At 73.1% G+C, this 16,676-nt stretch carries 14 protein-coding genes; 2 read left to right on the top strand and 12 right to left on the bottom strand.

All coding sequences use genetic code 11. The annotated features are described in order from the left end of the window. Nucleotides 1-14: 14 nt before the first annotated feature. From ACZOOI_RS32490 to ACZOOI_RS32470, 5 genes are read right to left on the bottom strand one after another with little or no spacing between them, the layout of a single operon-like run. Nucleotides 15-800, bottom strand: a complete 786-nt coding sequence (locus ACZOOI_RS32490; RefSeq protein WP_465283136.1) for an ABC transporter ATP-binding protein — start codon at nt 798-800, stop codon at nt 15-17. Beyond that, nucleotides 793-1,806: an ABC transporter ATP-binding protein gene (locus ACZOOI_RS32485; protein ID WP_465283135.1), complete on the bottom strand. Its 1,014-nt coding sequence runs from the start codon at nt 1,804-1,806 to the stop codon at nt 793-795. The genes ACZOOI_RS32490 and ACZOOI_RS32485 overlap by 8 nt, the downstream gene beginning before the upstream one ends. After that, the gene (locus ACZOOI_RS32480) at nt 1,803-2,696 is read right to left on the bottom strand and encodes an ABC transporter permease (protein ID WP_465283134.1); all 894 of its coding nucleotides are present in this window, start codon (nt 2,694-2,696) and stop codon (nt 1,803-1,805) included. The genes ACZOOI_RS32485 and ACZOOI_RS32480 overlap by 4 nt, the downstream gene beginning before the upstream one ends. Then, on the bottom strand, nt 2,693-3,643 hold the full coding sequence (locus ACZOOI_RS32475) for an ABC transporter permease (RefSeq protein WP_465283133.1): 951 nt from the start codon (nt 3,641-3,643) through the stop codon (nt 2,693-2,695). The genes ACZOOI_RS32480 and ACZOOI_RS32475 overlap by 4 nt, the downstream gene beginning before the upstream one ends. Before the next feature lie 5 nt (nt 3,644-3,648). Then, nucleotides 3,649-5,331 carry a CocE/NonD family hydrolase gene (locus ACZOOI_RS32470; RefSeq protein ID WP_465283132.1) on the bottom strand — a complete coding sequence of 561 codons (1,683 nt, stop codon included), beginning with the start codon at nt 5,329-5,331 and terminating at the stop codon, nt 3,649-3,651. 113 nt (nt 5,332-5,444) lie between these two features. Here ACZOOI_RS32470 and ACZOOI_RS32465 point away from each other — a divergent pair, with 113 nt between their 5' ends. Beyond that, nucleotides 5,445-6,035 (top strand): TetR/AcrR family transcriptional regulator, encoded by a 591-nt coding sequence (locus tag ACZOOI_RS32465; RefSeq protein ID WP_465283131.1) that lies wholly within the window; start codon nt 5,445-5,447, stop codon nt 6,033-6,035. Between the two features lie 105 nt (nt 6,036-6,140). Here the strand turns inward: ACZOOI_RS32465 and couO are convergent, their stop codons facing one another. The 5 genes from couO to ACZOOI_RS32440 form a co-directional block, all read right to left on the bottom strand. After that, entirely contained in the window at nt 6,141-7,058 is a 918-nt protein-coding gene (couO, locus tag ACZOOI_RS32460) for a 4-hydroxyphenyl-beta-ketoacyl-CoA hydrolase (protein WP_465283130.1), read from the bottom strand. Nucleotides 7,059-7,141: 83 nt separating this feature from the next. After that, nucleotides 7,142-8,134 (bottom strand): 3-hydroxyacyl-CoA dehydrogenase NAD-binding domain-containing protein, encoded by a 993-nt coding sequence (locus ACZOOI_RS32455; RefSeq protein WP_465283129.1) that lies wholly within the window; start codon nt 8,132-8,134, stop codon nt 7,142-7,144. After that, nucleotides 8,131-10,128, bottom strand: a complete 1,998-nt coding sequence (locus ACZOOI_RS32450) for an acetoacetate--CoA ligase (protein WP_465283128.1) — start codon at nt 10,126-10,128, stop codon at nt 8,131-8,133. The genes ACZOOI_RS32455 and ACZOOI_RS32450 overlap by 4 nt, the downstream gene beginning before the upstream one ends. Further along, entirely contained in the window at nt 10,125-10,994 is an 870-nt protein-coding gene (locus tag ACZOOI_RS32445) for a crotonase/enoyl-CoA hydratase family protein (protein WP_465283127.1), read from the bottom strand. Before ACZOOI_RS32445 ends, ACZOOI_RS32450 begins: the two co-directional genes overlap by 4 nt. Then, on the bottom strand, nt 10,991-12,691 hold the full coding sequence (locus ACZOOI_RS32440) for an acyl-CoA synthetase (protein WP_465283126.1): 1,701 nt from the start codon (nt 12,689-12,691) through the stop codon (nt 10,991-10,993). The genes ACZOOI_RS32445 and ACZOOI_RS32440 overlap by 4 nt, the downstream gene beginning before the upstream one ends. A gap of 147 nt (nt 12,692-12,838) precedes the next feature. Here ACZOOI_RS32440 and ACZOOI_RS32435 point away from each other — a divergent pair, with 147 nt between their 5' ends. After that, the gene (locus ACZOOI_RS32435) at nt 12,839-13,306 is read left to right on the top strand and encodes a MarR family winged helix-turn-helix transcriptional regulator (protein ID WP_465283125.1); all 468 of its coding nucleotides are present in this window, start codon (nt 12,839-12,841) and stop codon (nt 13,304-13,306) included. Nucleotides 13,307-13,481: 175 nt separating this feature from the next. Here ACZOOI_RS32435 and ACZOOI_RS32430 read toward each other — a convergent pair whose 3' ends face one another. Together ACZOOI_RS32430 and ACZOOI_RS32425 are read right to left on the bottom strand one after the other, a co-directional pair. Continuing rightward, nucleotides 13,482-15,017 carry an amidase gene (locus tag ACZOOI_RS32430; protein ID WP_465283124.1) on the bottom strand — a complete coding sequence of 512 codons (1,536 nt, stop codon included), beginning with the start codon at nt 15,015-15,017 and terminating at the stop codon, nt 13,482-13,484. Next, the gene (locus ACZOOI_RS32425; RefSeq protein WP_465283123.1) at nt 15,014-16,660 is read right to left on the bottom strand and encodes an ABC transporter substrate-binding protein; all 1,647 of its coding nucleotides are present in this window, start codon (nt 16,658-16,660) and stop codon (nt 15,014-15,016) included. The genes ACZOOI_RS32430 and ACZOOI_RS32425 overlap by 4 nt, the downstream gene beginning before the upstream one ends. Nucleotides 16,661-16,676 lie beyond the last annotated feature (16 nt).

Raw genomic sequence — 16,676 nt, 5'->3', positions numbered from 1 at the left:
GTGGTCCTGCGGTGTCACGCCGCGTCGGGCCCGCGTCGGCGCGGTACCCACCCGGGTTTGGGGATCGAGTCGATCAGACGGCGGGTGTAGGCGTCCTCCGGCGCGCCGAGCACCCGCTCGACCGGACCGTGCTCGACGACCCGCCCGGCGCGCATCACCAACACCTCGTCGCTGACGTAGGGGACCGCACCGAGGTCGTGGGTGATGAACAGCAGCGCGGTGCCCGTGCTTTCGCGGATGCGGGCCAGCAAGTTGAGGATCTGCGCCTGGATCGACACGTCGAGTGCGGCGACCGCCTCGTCCAGGATCAGCACGCGTGGCTCTGCCGCCAGCGCGCGGGCGATCGCCACCCGCTGGCGCTGGCCGCCGGACAGTTCCCTGGGCAGCGAGCGGGCCTGGCGATCGTCCACGCCGACCATGTCCAGGAGTTCCGCGACCCGGGCGCGCAGCGCCCCGCCCTTGAGCGGGCGATGCAGCGCGACGGCCTCGGCCACCGCGTCCGCGACCGACTGGCGCCGGTCCAGCGACGAATACGGGTCCTGGAAGACCATCTGGATCTGCCCCGCCCGTGTCCGGCGGTCCGCGCCGCCCCTGCGCCCGGGCCGGCGCTCCGCTCCCGCCACCACGATGCGTCCGCCGCTCGGCGGCTCCAGTCCGGCGATCATGCGCGCGGTGGTGGTCTTGCCGGATCCCGATTCCCCCACCACCGCGAGCGATTCGCCCGCGCCCAGGGCGAAGCCGACGTCGTCGACGGCGACGAAACCGCCGTAGACCTTGCGCAGGTCGGTGACCTCAAGCATGGCGGGCGGCCTCCTCGGGTGCGGTGGGGTGCGGGAAGTGGCACGCCACCGTGCCGGGGCCGGCGGGGCGCGGCTCGGGGTGTTCGGTGCGACACCGCTGCTCGGCCCGCGGACATCGTGGGGCGAAGGCACATCCGGGCGGCACTTCGAATCCGGACAGCGGCCGTCCGCTGATCGCGCGCAGTTCGGCCCTCGGGCCGCCGACGGCGGGTCGGGAGGCGAGCAGGGCCCGGGTGTACGGGTGTGCGGTGTCCTCGTGGAGCGCCGCGGCGGGCACCTGTTCGACGGTCGATCCGGCGTACATGACGACGACGCGGTCGCATACGGCCGCCGCGAGTTCGAGGTCGTGGGTGATGAACAGCATGGCCAGGCCGCGGGCCGCGCGGGCCTCGGCGATGATCGCCATCACCTCCTCCTGGGTGGTGACGTCCAGCGCGGTGGTCGGTTCGTCGGCCAGCAGCAGTCGGGGTTCGGCAGCCAGGGCGGCGGCGATCATCACCCGTTGGAGGAGTCCGCCGGACAGCTCCCACGGGCGTTGCCGCATGCGGCGCTCCGCGTCGGTGATGCCGACTTCGCGCAGGATGCCCGCGACCTTGCGCCGGGCGTCGGACGCGGGCATCCCGCATGCGGTGGTGAGGCCCTCGATGAGGAAGTCGCCGACGCCGCGGGCCGGATTGATGTGGGCGCGCGGGTCCTGGAACACCATCGCGACCTCGCTTGCCCGATAGGCGCGCAGCCGGGTGCGGGTCATGTCCGGGACCGACTCGCCGGCGAAGCGCAGTGTGCCGTGCACCTGCGCGCCGGGTGGCAGGAGGCGCAACACCGAACGCGCCGTGAGCGATTTCCCGGATCCCGATTCGCCGACCAGGGCGATCGCTTCGCCCTCCGCCACGGTGACGTCGGCCCGGTGCACGACGGTCCTGGGGATGCCGTCGATGGGGAGGTCGAGGCGCAGCGCACCGATCTCCAGCAGCGGCGCGGCCGGTGGCTTCGTCGTCGGGGTCATCCGTTCTCTCCCAGCAGGCGCCGGGAGAGCCCCGATCCCAGCAGGTTGACGGCGACCACGACGACCAGCACGACCAGTCCGGTGAACAGCGACTGCTGGGGGTGGCCGGCCAGGATGCCGGAGGCGCCGTTGGACACCATGAGACCCCATTCCGGGTCGGGCGGTTGGGCGCCGAGGCCGATGAAGGAGATCGCGGCGACGTCCAGGAGTGCGTAGCCGAAGCCGATGGTGGCCTGGACCAGGACGAGCGGGGCCAGGTTGGGCAGCAGGTGGCGGAGCCAGATCCGGCGGGTGGGGGCGCCCAGGAGTTGTAGGGCGGAGACGTACGGCAGTGGGCGTTCCTTCAGCGCCGCGGAGCGCACCACCCGGGTGACCAGCGGCAGGTAGGCGATGGAGAGCGCGGCGACCGGGGCGACGAGCCCGGCGCCGAAGACCGCCGCGGCGAGCACCGCGAGGATCAGCCCGGGGAAGCCGAAGACCACATCCAGGAGTCCGGAGACGATCCGGTCGACCCACCCGCCGAACCAGGCCGCGGACAGCGCGAGCAGGACTCCGACCGCGGTCGAGAAGGCCACCACGAGTGCCGGTGCGACCAGGCCGGCGCGGGCCCCGCAGATGATCCGGGACAGGATGTCCCGGCCGGTGTCGTCGGTGCCGAGCAGGTGGGCGCCGGACGGTTGCGCGTTGACGTCGAACGGGTCGACGGCGTTGGGGTCGTGCGGCGCGATGAAGGGTCCGATCAGGGCGAGCAGGACGAAGGCACCGACCACGCAGGCCGCAGCCGAGGTGATGCGGTCGCCGGGCCGGGTGCGTGCGGCGAGCGGGTTCTCCGGCTCGGCCCGGGGCGCGGGATGGGAGCCGGCCGTGCGGCCGGCCGCGGTGCTGCTCATCGGCTTCCCTCCTGCGCGGATCGCGGGTCCAGGGCCGCGCCGACCAGATCGACGAGGGTGTTGACGACCACGAAGACGACGACGAACAGCAGCGACACGGCCTGGACGACCGCGAGGTCCTGCTTGGCCGCGGCGTCGATCATCAGCGCCCCCAATCCGCCGATACCGAAAGCCTGTTCGGCCACCGCGGTGGTGGCGATCAGGCCCGCGACCCCGACGCCGGAGACGGCGAAGACCGGCCCGGACGCGTTGCGCAGCACGTGTCGGCGGATGACGACGGACTCGGGCACACCGCGGCTGCGTGCGGTCTCGACGTGCTCGGCGCGCAGTTCGGCGCGTACGGCCGCGCGGGTGACCTGGGCGACGTAGCCGATCCACGAGACGGCGAGGGCGATGGCGGGCAGGGTCAGGTGCGCCAGGGTCCCGGTGAAGCCGCTGCCGGCGCCGTAGACCGGGAACCAGGGCAGTTGCACGGCGAACACCCAGATCAGCAGCACCGCCATGATGAACGTCGGTACCGCCATGGCGCTCGCGGTCGCCGTGGTGACCAGCGCCTCGGTACGCCCGCCGCGCAGCGCGGCCAGGGTCCCGGCGGCGGTGCCGAGCACGATGACCAGGACGGCGGAGTACCCGACGAGCGCGAACGTGTCGCCCGCGCGGGAGCCGATCAGGTGGCCGACGCTGTCGCGGTAGACGAGCGACTTGCCGAAGTCGCCGTGCAGGCAACCGGAGAACCAGTGCCACCAGCCTTGCAGGAACGGGTCGTCGAGGTGGTAGTCGCGGTGGATTTGGGCGAGGACCGCCGGATCGGGCTTGCGGGCGCCGCCGACGAGCAGGGTCGCCGGGTCGCCCGGGGCGAGCATGAGGGCGCCGTGGATGCCCAGGCCGGCGATCACGACGGTGACGGCGAGCGTGGCGATGCGGCCGGCGACGAAGGACGGCGACATGGCGCTCACTCGCCGTCCGGGTCGGCGCCGGGGGCCGGCGGCAGCACGGTCAGGCGCAGCCGGGACGGGTACGCGGGCCCGGTGCGCAGTGTCTGGACGCCGGCCTTGGGCGCGGTGGTCAGCCACGGGTTCTCGGTGGTGCCGGAGTTGGGCAGGTGGTTGGGGAAGTCGCTGCCGGCGACCATGAGGGCGAGGCAGTGCCCGGGGCGCAACCGGTAGCCGGTGTGGCCGAGTTCGATCTCGTGCGCGCCGGGGGCATCCACCTGGGCGCAGCCGCGCAGCACGAGCCGGGCGGTGCCGTCGGGGGCGAGGTCCAGGAGCCGGACGAACAGGTCGTGGGTGGGGGTGGTGCTCTCGGTGTGCAGGACGGCGTGCACCGGGCCGGCCAGGTCGAGCGGGCCGGCGGCCGCGGGGCCGGTGAAGACCAGCACGTCGTCGCGGTCGGCGGTGGCGCTTTCGTCCGGGTGGTCGTGCAGCAGCATGAAGGTGTTGGCGACCGCGGACGGTACGAGGTGGTCGGGGTCGTACCGCCAGGTCACCGATTCCGGCTCCGATGCCGGGAGTTCGCCCAGCGTGCCGCCCGGGAGCGGGCCGGTCGCGGCGTGCGGCGCGCCGAGGTACCAGTCGCGGGCGACGGCCTCGGGCGGCGGCCAGGTGCTCGCGACGCGCGAGCCGGCGTGGCCGAGCTTCCAGCGCACGCGGGGCAGCGTGTCGGGGTGGGCGATGCCCTTGAGGAAGACGTCGAAGAAGTCGAGGGCCGGTCCGGTGTACGCGTCGAGCAGCCTGGTCAGGGCGTCGTCGTCGGTCATGTGGTCGGTCGCCGGGGTGACCGGGGCGTTCTCCAGGAAGTAGTTCTCGTGGTCGATCGCGTCGGCGTCGAGGTACTGCACGGCGGCCCAGCCGGGGCGCTTGGCCAGTTCGGTGTAGTCGTGCATGTGCGCGATGCCGAGGTTGTCGAACCAGCCGACGCAGTGCAGCACCGGGACGGGGCGCGCGTCGTAGGGGTGGGGCCCGTTGTAGGCGGGCAGTTCGATGTCGCCGACGATGAGGTCGAAGCCCGCCGAGCGTTTGCCGATCGCGGCGAAGGCTTCCTCGTAGGCGGCGATCAGGGGTCGTTTGCTCAGGTCGGGTTCGAAGTCGTAGGTGTCGTTGTCGATCCAGATGTGCGCCTGGTAGTCGGCGCCTTCGAGCCACACCGGCTGCCGGGCGGCGGCGTAGGCGGCCGTGCCGGGGACGATGTTCGTGGAGGTGACCCGCGGGACGATGGCGCGCAGCGCGGGGTGTTGGCTGGAGACGGCGGACCACTGGGTGAACCCGTAGTAGGAGTCGCCGAACATGCCGACGATGCCGTCGGACCAGGGTTGGCGGGTGATCCAGTCGAGCGTGTCGTAGCCGTCGTCGACCTCCCCGGTCCAGCCGAGGGTGTGGCCCTGGGAACGGAACTTGCCGCGGACGTCCTGGACGACCATGACATAGCCGCGGGCGGTGAAGCGTTCGGCGACGTTCTCGAAGAAGACGTAGCGGCTGTTCTTGTCGTACGGCAGGCGCACGAGCACGGTCGGCGCGGGGGCCGATCCGGCGCGGTACACGTCGGTGGCCAGTCGTACGCCGTCGCGCATGCGCACCATGTGCTGCTGTGCGTGATCGGGAACGGGTTGGGCCGCGACGCGTTCGAAGGCAAGGCTCATGAGCACTCCAACGCGGGGGAAAGCACGCGAGAACACGTGGAAAACACTGTGATATAACAGCGTTGCATTACGCGAAGTTCAACGTCAAGCCCCCACTGAGCTAGGTTGCCCTCATGCCGATCGACGTCGACGAAGTCCAGCGCCGCAAGGCCATCGCCAAGGCGACGCTCACCGTCGCCGCGCGGGACGGGGCCCGCGCGGTGACGATCCGCGCGGTCGCCAGGGAACTCGGCGGCTCCACCGCGATGGTCACCAATTACGTGCCCACCCGGATCGCCCTGATCACCAACGCCGTCGCGGCGGCCGAGTCCCGCTGGAACGGCGAACTGGAGGAGTACGTCGACGGCCTCGACGGCCGCGAACGACTGCACGCGACCGTCGCCTGGAACCTCACGACCGACCCGGACGACCTGCAACTGCGCCGCCTGTGGGTGGAGATGTTGTCGTCCGTGCAGAGCGGCGCCGAATCCGCGGACGCCGCGCAGACCCGCGAACCCGCGGCCACTCGCCGAGAACTCGTCGACGCGGTCACCGCCGCGGGCGTCGCCGACCCCGAACTCGCCGCCGATCTGCTCTTCCTGCTGGTGCGCGGCTACTTCATCTCCACCGTCGAGGACCCTGAACCGTGGACGCCCGAGCGCGTGGCGCGGGTCGCGAACGCGATCGTGGACATGCTCACGCGCAGGCCCGCCGACACGGCCTAGCACCCCGGAAACGCGCCGACCCCGTACGCGCGGCGCGCACGGGGCGGGGCACTGCGGATCCCGCGGGGCCTGCGCCGGTCGACGGCTCGCCGCGAGTGAATACACCTAGGCGCGGCGGGCGTTCGTGTCGTCGGCGTCGGCGTCGGCGTCGGCGTCGGGGCCCAGGCCGAGGACGCGGACCGCGTTCTCCTTGAGGATCAGCGGCCGTACCTCGTCCTTGATGTCCAGTCGCGCGAAGTCGGCGAGCCAGCGTTCGGGCGTGATGACCGGATAGTCGGAGCCGAACAGCACCTTGTGCCGCAACATCGAGTTCGCGGCCCGCACCAGTTGGGGCGGAAAGTACTTCGGCGACCAGCCGGACAGGTCGATGTACACGTTGGCCTTGTGCGTCGCGATCGAGATCGCCTCGTCCTGCCACGGCACCGACGGATGGGCGAGGATGATCGTCAACTCCGGGAAGTCCGCCGCGACGTCGTCGATCAACATCGGGTTCGAATGCCGCAACTTGATGCCGCGCCCGCCCGGCAGACCCGCGCCGATGCCGGTCTGCCCGGTGTGGAAGAGCGCGGGCACGCCGGCCTCGGCGAGTGCCTCGTACAGCGGGTAGAAGCGTGTGTCGTTCGGGTCGAACCCCTGGAGGCTGGGGTGGAACTTGAAGCCGCGGACGCCGTGTTGCGTGATCAGGCGGCGGGCGCGGGCGACGGCGGCCCGGCCGCCGTGCGGGTCGACCGAGCCGAACGGGACGAGGATGTCGGCATGCGCCGCGGCGGCGTCGGCGATCTCCTCGCTGGACAGCGCCGGGTGGCCGGTCGCGGCACTCGCGTCGACGGTGAAGACGACCGCGGCGGTGCGGCGGGCGCGGTAGTGCGCGGCGATGCGTTCCAGGGTCGGGGTGCGGTCCTGGTCGGCCTTGAAGTAGGCGGCGGAGGCGTCGAGCAGTTCGCGGTCGAGAGCGAAGCAGCCGTGGCCGTCCTGTTCGACGTGCACGTGCATGTCGATGGCGTCGATGGTGGTCGGGTCCATGGCGGTTCCCTGGGATGCGGAGGCGGATGGGACTGGTGACGGGGTGCGCCGGTGGCACCGGACGCGGCCGATTTCGGCCGGAGTCAGGGCAGGTCGGCGTCGGCCTTCGCGGCGAGCAGCACGTGCAGCAGCGCGTCGCGGCGGGCGGCGAGCGCGGTGTGGTCGATCCCGGCGAGCGCCTCGTCCACGCCGGCCACGAGCTTGGCGGTCAATTCGGGGGTGAGCGACGGGTCGCCGAGGTCGCGCCACCACGCCTCGGTCGGCGGCCCGAGGTGGGCCAGGACGTGGGCGATGCCGCCCGCCCCGCCGGACAGATGCTGGTTGGCGAACGGTCCCAGGATCGCCCAGCGCAGGCCGGGGCCGTACGCGATCGCGGTGTCGATGTCGGCCACCGTCGCCACACCCCGATCGACCAGCGAGTACGCCTCCCGCCACAGCGCGGCCTGGAGCCGGTTGGCCAGGTGGCCGGGCAACTCGCGGCGGACCCGGATCGGCTTCTTGCCGACCGCCGTGTAGAACGCGAGCGCGGTGCCGACCGCGTGCTCGGCGGTGAGCTCCCCGGGCACGACCTCGACGAGCGGGATCAGGTGCGGCGGGTTGAACGGGTGGCCCACGAGCACGCGTTCGGGGTGGGCGGTGCAGTCGCGGGCGATCACCGTGGCCGCCATGCCGGACGAACTGCTGGCCAGGACGACCCCCGGACGCGCCGCCGCGTCGAGGCGGGCGAACAGCGCACGCTTGACGTCCTCGCGTTCGGGGCCGTTCTCCTGGACGAAGTCGGCCGCGGCGGCGGCCTCGGCGGCATCCGCGGTGAACGTCAACCGGTCGGGCCAGGCGGCGTGCGCCGAGTCGGTACCGGCCGGGGTCGGCCGGAGCGCGGCGACGTCGGCGCGCAGCCGCTCCTCGGCACCCGGGGCCGGGTCGGCGGCGACCACGTCCAGCCCCCGGGCCAGGAAGTGCGCGGCCCAGCTCGCCCCGATCACGCCGGTGCCGACGATCGCGACGCGGGCGATGCCGGCGTACTCCGTCGCGGTGCCGGCGGCGGCGCTCGACTCGTGGCCGGTGCCCGTGCTCATGGGTTTCTCCGTTCTGCGGCGAGGGCGAGGAAGGCGTCGAGCGCGCTCGGGTCGGCGAGGGTGTCCGGCCCGAGGACGTCGGCGACATCCGCGCCCAGCAGGATGCGCTTGACCGGCAGTTCGAGCTTCTTGCCGGTGCGGTTGCGCGGCACGGCCGCGACGGCGATGACGGCGTCGGGAACGTGTCGCGGCGAGAGCGCGCCGCGCAGTTCCCGGACGATGCGCTCGTGCAGTTCCGCGCCGAGTCCCTCACCCGAGGCGGGGACGACGAACAGCAGCAACTCCCCGTTGCCGCCCGCCGGGTCCTCCAGGTGCACGACGAGGCTGTCCGCGACCTCCGGGATCTCCTCGACGACCCGGTAGAACTCGGCGGTGCCCAGCCGCACGCCGCCGCGGTTGAGCGTGGCGTCCGAGCGCCCGGCGATCACGCAGCTCCCGGTCTCGGCGAAGCGCGCCCAGTCCCCGTGCCGCCACACGCCCGGGTAGGTGTCGAAGTAGGCCGTGCGGTAGTGGGAGCCGTCGGTGTCGCCCCAGAAGCCGACGGGCATCGACGGCATGGGGACGGTGATGACGAGTTCGCCGAGTTCGCCGACGACCTCCCTGCCGTCGGCGTCGAACGCGGCCGCGGCGACCCCGAGCGCCGGTCCGGAGATCTCGCCGGCCCGCACCGGCTGCCACGGACCGCCCTGAACGATGCCGCCGCACACGTCCGTGCCGCCGCTGCCGACGTTGAGCAGCACTCGGTCGCCGAACTGCTCGTGGACCCAGCGGTAGCCCTCCGGCGGCAACGGGCTCCCGGCGGCGCCGATCTGGCGCAGCGCGGCGAGGTCGTGCGCGCGGCCAGGGTTCAGCCCGGCACGGCGGCAGGCCATGAGGTAGCCGGGGCTGGCCCCCAGCAGCGTCGCCTCGGTCTCGGCGGCGATGCGCCATTGCGCGTCGAGGTCGGGGTACAACGGATTCCCGTCGAGCAGCACCGGGCACGCGCCGACGAGCAGGCCGGACACCAGCGCGTTCCACATCATCCACGCGGTGGTGGTGAACCACACCATGCGGTCGCCCGGGGTCAGATCCCAGCTCAGCGCGTGGTTCTTGAGGTGTTCGAGCAGGATGCCGCCGTGCCCGTGCACGATCGCCTTGGGGCGGCCGGTGGTGCCGGACGAGAAGAGTACGTACAGCGGATGGTCGAACGGCACGGGGTCGGTGTCCGCGCTGCCGGGCTCGGCGAGCAGTTCGTCCCACCCGAGGGTGTCGGGCACGGTGCCGGAGCCGTACGGGACGCAGACCACCGTGCGCAGCGTCGGCAGTGCGGCGCGGATCTCCGCGACGGTGGCGCGGCGATCGACGTGCTTGTCGCCGTACCGGTAGCCGGGCACCGTGAGCAGCACCGTCGGTTCGATCTGGGCGAACCGGTCGACCACGCTGCGCGCGCCGAACTCCGGTGCGCAGCTTGCCCATACGGCGCCCAGGCTCGCGGTGGCGAGGAACGCGACGACGGTCTCGGGGATGTTGGGCAGGTAGGCCGCGACCCGGTCGCCCCGGCCGACGCCCAGGCGGCGCAGTCCGGCGCGGGCGCGGCCCACCCGGTCGCGCAGCTCGGCCCGGCTCAGCTCGACGCGGTCGCGGGTCTGCGAGTACGCGATGAGCGCGGGCGTCGAGTCGTCGGCGCCGGCGCCGTGCAGGGCGTGCCGGGCGTAGTTGAGGGTGGCGCCCGGGAACCAGCGGGCGCCGGGCATGCCGTGGTCGGGGAGCACGGCGTGTTCGGGGGTGGCGAACCGGACCCGGTAGAAGTCCCGGACGGAGGTCCAGAATTCCTCGGGCCGGGTGATCGACCATCGGTGCAGCTCGCGGTAGTCGGCGAAGGACTCGCCCCGGGCGGCCTCGACGTGGCGCACGAAGCGGCCCAGTTCGGTGGTGTCGAGCACGTCGGCGGCGGGTGCGCGCAACAATTCGGGCGCGTGGTGTACGGCGGTGCCGGGGGTTGTGGGGGTGGTCACGAGCGGCCGACCTTTCCGGCGCGGCCGGCGAGGAAGGCGCGCATGCGGGTCTTGGCCTCGTCGCTGCCGGAGGCGACGGCCGCCATGAGCGATTCGAGCAGGTAGCCCTCGTCGGGCCCGGCCTCCGCGATCCGCGGCAGGGCCTGGAGGACGGCGAAGTTGGTGATGGCCGCGTTGTCGGCGATGCGTCGGGCGAGTTCGAGGGCGTGGCCGAGGCCCTCGCCGGCGCCGGTCAGGTATTGCGACAGGCCGAGGGCCTGGCCGTCGGCGGCGTCGACGACGCGGCTGGTGAGCATCATGTCGGTCATGCGGTGCACGCCGATCAGCCGTGGCACGCGCACCGACGCGCCGCCGCCGACGAACAGGCCGCGTTGTCCTTCGGGCAGTGCGTAGAAGGTGCTCGGTTCGGCGACCCGGATGTGCGCGGCGCACGCCAGTTCGAGACCGCCGCCGACGACGGCGCCCTTGAGGACCGCCACGACGGGCACGTCGCCGCGTTCGATGCGCTCGAAGGCACGGTGCCACATGCGCGAGTGCCGCAGTCCGGCGAGCGTGTCGCTCTCGGTGAGTTCGGACAGGTCCAGTCCGGCGCAGAAGTGCTCGCCCTCGGCGTCAAGGACGACGGCGCGCACGTCCGGCGGGGGCGCCGCGAAGAACGCTTCCAGGCCCAGGACCGTCGCGTCGTCGAGGGCGTTGCGCTTGGCCGGGCGGGCCAGGCGCAGGACCGCGACGGGGCCGTGCCGCTCGACGTGCAGGGACGACGGCAGCGCGGGCGGCGGGGGGAGGGGCGTCGCGGCGGATGTGGCCGTGGTCGCGGTCGGCGGGCCCTCGGGGGCCGGGACGGTGTGGACGGCGGGGCGGGTCATGCGGAGGTTCCTTCCACGTCGGCGAATTCCGTGGCCGCTCGGGCGCGCAGCTCGACGCGGCGGATCTTGCCGGTGGCGTTGGCGGGGAGTGCGGTCACGAAGACGACGTACTTGGGGATCTTGAAGCGGGCCAGGTGTGCCTCCAGGTGGGAGCGCACGCCGGACTCGTCGAGGGCGATGCCCTCGCGCGGTTGGATGTAGGCGGCGCCGACCTCGCCCCAACGGGCGTCGGGGACGCCGACGACGGCGGCGTGGGCGACCGCGTCGAGCCGGAGCAGCACGGCTTCGACCTCGGCGGGGTACACGTTCTCGCCGCCGGAGATGATCAGGTCCTTGACCCGGTCGGTGACCGATGCCCAGCCGTCGGAGTCGACGCTGAGCAGGTCACCGGTGCGAAACCATCCGTCGACGAAGGCGTCGGCGGAGTCGGCGGGCCGGTTCCAGTAGCCGGAGAAGACGTGCGGGCCGCGGACGAGCAACTCGCCGGGCGGGCCGGCGACGGTGGTGGGGCGGTCGGCGCGGAGCATGGCGACGTCGGTGAAGAAGTGTGGGACGCCGACCGACACGGGGCGCTCGGCGGCGCCGGAGGCGGGCGCCATGTACACGCCCGGCGCGGCCTCGGTCATGCCGTAGCCCTGGTGGAGGCGCACGCCGCGGTCGAGCCACGCGCGGGCGACGCGCTCCTGGACGGGCGAGCCGCCGTAGACGACGCCGGTCAGTGATCCCAGGTCGACGTCCGCCCACCGCGGGTGTTCGCACATCATGCGCAGCATCGTGGGCACCGCGGAGAAGGCGGTGATCCGGGCCTGCTCGATGCGGTCGAGGATCGCTCCCGCGTCGAACCAGGGGACCGGTTCCACGCTGCCGCCCTTGAAGAACGTCGGCAGGGTGACCTGGCCGAGCCCGGTGGCGTGGAACAGCGGCGAGATGCACAGGGTGCGTTCGTCCTGGCCGATGTCGAGGTGCGCGAGCTGGTTGACCGTGTTCCAGGTCAGGTTGGCGTGGCTGAGCACGGCGGCCTTGGGCCGGCCGGTCGTGCCGGAGGTGTAGAGCAGGACGGCCGGGTCGTCGAGGTCGACGGCGGGCGGTGTGTCGAGCGGGGGTCCGGCGGCGATCGCGGCGGCCAGGCCGGCCGGGCGGGCGGGGTCGGGATCGGCCGGGTCTGCGGAGTCGGTCGGGTCGGCCGGTCGTGCCGGGTCTGTTGGTCCTGCGGGGGCTGCCGGGTGTGCCGATCGTGCAGGGGCTGCCGGTCCCGCCGGCCCTGCCGGCCCTGCCGGTTCTGCCGGGATGAGGATGCGCAGTGTGTCGGGCAGCGGCGCCGCGGCGGCCAGGAGTGCGTCGGCGTCCGGGCTGTGTACGAGCACGGCCGCCCCCGAATCCGCCAGCATGTAGCGGATTTCCGCGCCGGAGAGCCGGAAGTTCAGCGGGACGGCGATGGCGCCGAGCAGCCACGTCGCGAAGAACGTCTCGAACGTGCTCGCGGCGTTGACGCCGAGGTAGGCCACGCGGTCCCCGGGGCGCACCCCGCGCTCGGCCAGGTGTCCCGCCAGCCGTGCCGTGCGGTCGGCGAGGGCGGCGTACGTGAGGGTGCGGCCGGCCTCGACGAGTGCCGTGCGTTCCGGGGAGATCCGGGCGCGGCGGGCGGGCCACGTGCCGAGACCGAAGTTGGCGCGGGTGCCCTCGGCTGTGGTGTTCATGGATGGGTCCTCCACGTCGAGGCAATGACAGGAATCCTTATATCAAGATTCCGTGCAATGGTCACCGGCGCGGGACGCGCGTCCCGGCATGCGAGACTCGGGGCGCACACGGCGGGAGCACGGAACGAGGAGCGAGGAGTGGGGCGTATGGCGGCGCGGGCCACGGGGGACGACGCACCGGGCGAGGCCGCTCCGTTGTTGCTGTACGCGGTCAAGCAGGTCGAACTCGCGGTACGCGCGCACCTGGACGAACTGCTGCGCCCGGCGGGCATCACCGCCCTGCAATACACCGCGCTCACCGTGCTCGACCGGCGCGACGGCCTGACCAGCGCCGAGCTCGCACGCAACTCGTTCGTGACCCCGCAGGCGATGCGGGATCTGGTCACGGCCCTGGAGAAGCGCGGCCTGATCGCCCGCCGCCACGACCCCGCGCACCGGCGCCGCCTGCTCATCGCCCTCACCTCGGCCGGGCAGGCGCTCCTGGCGCAGACCCGGGACGAGGTCGGCGCACTGGAGGAGCGCATGCTCGACGGTCTCTCGGAGGCCGAGCGCCGGGCGTTCCGCGACTACCTCAACCGGGCCCGGACCGCACTCGCGGGGGGTCCGGCGCAGTAGGCGGGTGGTGGGCGGGACCGCCCGGCGTCGGGCGGGCGGCCCGTCCGGCGGCCGGAAGGCCGCGGCGGCCCAACGGCCGCGGGCCGCCGGGGCGCGTCCGGGCGACCGGCCCGCGCGGGCCGATGGGCCCGGTGGGACGGTTCGACCCCGCCCCACCGGGCGTACGATTGCCGCCTCAGGCGGGCAGGATCGCCGGACGCACCCGCGGCGTTCGGGCCTCGATCGCGGCCGCGGCGTCGAGCAGCAGGTCCTCGCGGAAGCGCCCACCGATCAGCTGCACGCCCGAGGGCAGCCCATCGGCGACGCCGGTCGGGACCGCGAGCGCCGGGAAGCCCAGCACCGGAACGGCCTGCAACGGCCACTGCGCGGCCACGACTTCGCGCATCCGCGCGTCGCCCACCAGGTCGGCGTCCTGCTCCAGCGGCGGCTCCGCCGACACCGGCGTGAGCAGGATGCGGTCCCCGCCGAGGTACTCCTGCAACCGGGTGACGAGCGTGCCACGGCGGGCGTAGCCCCGGATGTAGGTGGCCAGGTCCGGCTGTTCTCCCCAGATCGCGGCGGCGGCGCGGAACGTCGATGCCAGCGAATCCCGCACGCCCGCATCGCCGAACCGCTCGATCTCCGGCAGCATCGTGCGCAGTTCCTCGAACAGCAGCAGCGACCACAGGCGCGCGGCCTCGGCGAGCAACGGCAGTTCGACCTCCTCGACCCGGTATCCGGCCTCGGCGAGCACCCGCGCGGCCGTGTCGATCGCCGCGTTCACGGCCGGTTGCGGCTTGGCGATGCCGACGTCGCGCACCACCGCGACCCTGACCGGACCCGCCGCTGCGCCTCTCGGCAAGAGCGCCGGGATCCCGACCGGATCGCGCAGGTCCGGCGTGGCCATGACGTCCATCGCGGCCCGCAGGTCGGCGACCGTCCAGGCCATCGGGCCGTGCACGGCCATCGTCTGGAACGACATCGGGCTGTCGAACTCGACCTCGCCGGACGGCTCCCACGCGGACACCAGGCCGACCGTCGGACGAAGTCCCACCGCGCCGCAGCAGTACGCCGGGTAGCGGATCGACCCGCCGATGTCGTTGCCCTGGGCGATCGGCACCATCCCGGCGGCGAGTGCGGCGGCGGCCCCGCCCGAGGACCCGCCGGGGGTGCGGTCGTGGTCCCACGGGTTCAGTGTCCGTCCGTGCAGGTCGTTCCGGGTGAACCAACGCACGGCGAACGCGGGGCTGTTGCTGCGGCCCAGGAACACCGCGCCCGCCTCCCGCAACGCCGCCACACACGCCGCGTCGTCGGATGCGACGAGGCCGGACCACGCGGGGATGCCGTGCGACGAGGCGTACCCGCGCTGGGAGGTGTTGATCTTGGTGGCGGTCGGGACGCCGTGCAGGGGGCCGAGTGGGCCGCCGGCCGCGACGGCGCGGTCGGCCGCGTGCGCCTGCGCGAGGACCTTGTCGGGGCGGATGTCGACGAGAGCGTTGACCACCGGGTTGACCGCTTCGATCCGGCCGAGGAACGCCTCGGCGACCTCGACGGCGGTGAACTCGCGGGCGCGGATCCCGGCGGCCAGGTCGATCGCGGGGCGGTTCCACAGGGCGTCGGCGTCGGCGCCCGTGCGGGCCGGCGGCGCGGCCGGCGTCCCGGCGGGCTCGGCGGAGTCTGCGAAGTTCGTCATCGTGTGCGCGTCCAGGGGTGCGGGGATGGATGGGGTCATGACGCGGTGCCGCCGAGGTAGGCCGCCCAGGGCATGTTCATGTACGCGAACGACGCGGGCGCGCCGCTGATGCGCTTGTTCATGAACATCCGCTCGTGCGGGGCGACGAGGTAGATCACCGGCAGGGTCGGGGTGTAGGCGGCCTGGGCCCGGGCGAACGCCCCGGCGGCGGCCGAGGGGTCGGCGGCGGTGCGGGCCTGGTCGAGGAGGCGGGTCGCCTCCGGGTTGCGGTAGTCGGTCCAGTTGAACAGGGCGCCCTCGTTGACCATGTCGGCGACGTAGGAGGGGGCGTCGGGGGCCGCGACGTAACCGAAGGTGACGACGAGGTCGAGGCCGTTGCGGATCGACGGTTCGTAGAACAGCGAGGACATTTCGGTCGGCTGCAACTGCCGGATCTCGATCTCGACGCCGATCTTCTTCGCCGCGGCCTGGAGGAAGGTGACGATCTGGAGGTCCCGCTGGTCACCCGCGGGTATCGCGGTCACCAGCGGGCGCTTCGGCGCGCCGACCTCGGCGACCAGTTGCCGGGCACGGTCGAGGTCCGGCCCGGCGATCGCCGGAAGGGCATCGTACGCGGCGTTCAACTGCGCCGCGGCCGGGTCGCCGGCCCAGGTCGGCGGCGGCGTGAGGGACTTGAGCAGGGTGGCGTCACCGCCGAAGGCGTTCTTGATCAGCGCGTTGCGGTCGACGGCCAGGGACAGCGCATCCAGCAGGCGACGGTCGGCTGCGGGTGTCTGCGGATTGCCGGGGACCAGCATCACGTTCTGCGTCGCGGGACCGAGGTGGATGCTCCCGTTGTTCGCCTTGGCGAGCGCCGCGGCGCTGCCGGGCGGGAGTTCGTACACCCCGTCGATCTCGCCGGACAGGAGGGCGCCGGTCAACGTGTTGCCGTTCGTCACGAAGCGGAAGACGACCTGGGCGGCCTTGGGCCTGAGCCGCGCGTCCCAGTAGGCGTCGTTGCGCGCGATCGTGATGCTGTCGCCGGACTTCCAGGACGCGAGCTTGAACGGGCCGGAGCACATGACGCCGCCGGTGGGGGTGCCGTAGCCGGCGCCGGCCTTCGCGGCGAAGGTCTCCTGGACGACCGCGCCGAAGGGGGTCACCAGGGCCTTGAACAGGCCCTCGTCATGAGCCTTGGTGCGCAGCGTGACCTGGTGCGGGCCGGTGGCCTCGATGGCGGTGACCTGGGCGAGGGCGCTCCCGTAGATGCCCTGCGTCTTCGGGTCGGTCTGGCGCTGGAGGCTGTACACGACGTCCCGAGGGGTGAGCGGCGTGCCGTCCCAGAACGTCACTCCCGGTCGCAGGTCGAGCACGAGGTTGTGCTCGTCCGCCCAGGTGGCCTTCTCGGCCAGACCGGGGCCGATGGAGAAGTCCGGGGCCATCCGCAGCAGCGTGTCGCAGAGGTTCGCGACCACCGTCTGCGGTGAGTAGTCGCCGACCTTGGCGGGATCCAGGGTGGTCGGCTCGCCCATCGGCAGCGCCCAGGTCACGCGGTCGAGGGCACCGACGCCGGGCGGCGTGGTGCTGCTCAACGAGGCACCGGACGACGGCCTCGCACCGCTGCCGGTCCCCGCCGAACAGGCCGCGGTGGCGGCCAGCGAGGCACTCATCAGCAGGGCGAGCGCCTGTCTTCTTGCAGCCATGGCCGAAGCTCCTTGC

Source organism: Embleya sp. L77 (assembly GCF_055557415.1).
Note: the sequence above shows the minus strand (reverse complement) of the source record. Positions and strands in the feature narration are given on the sequence as shown.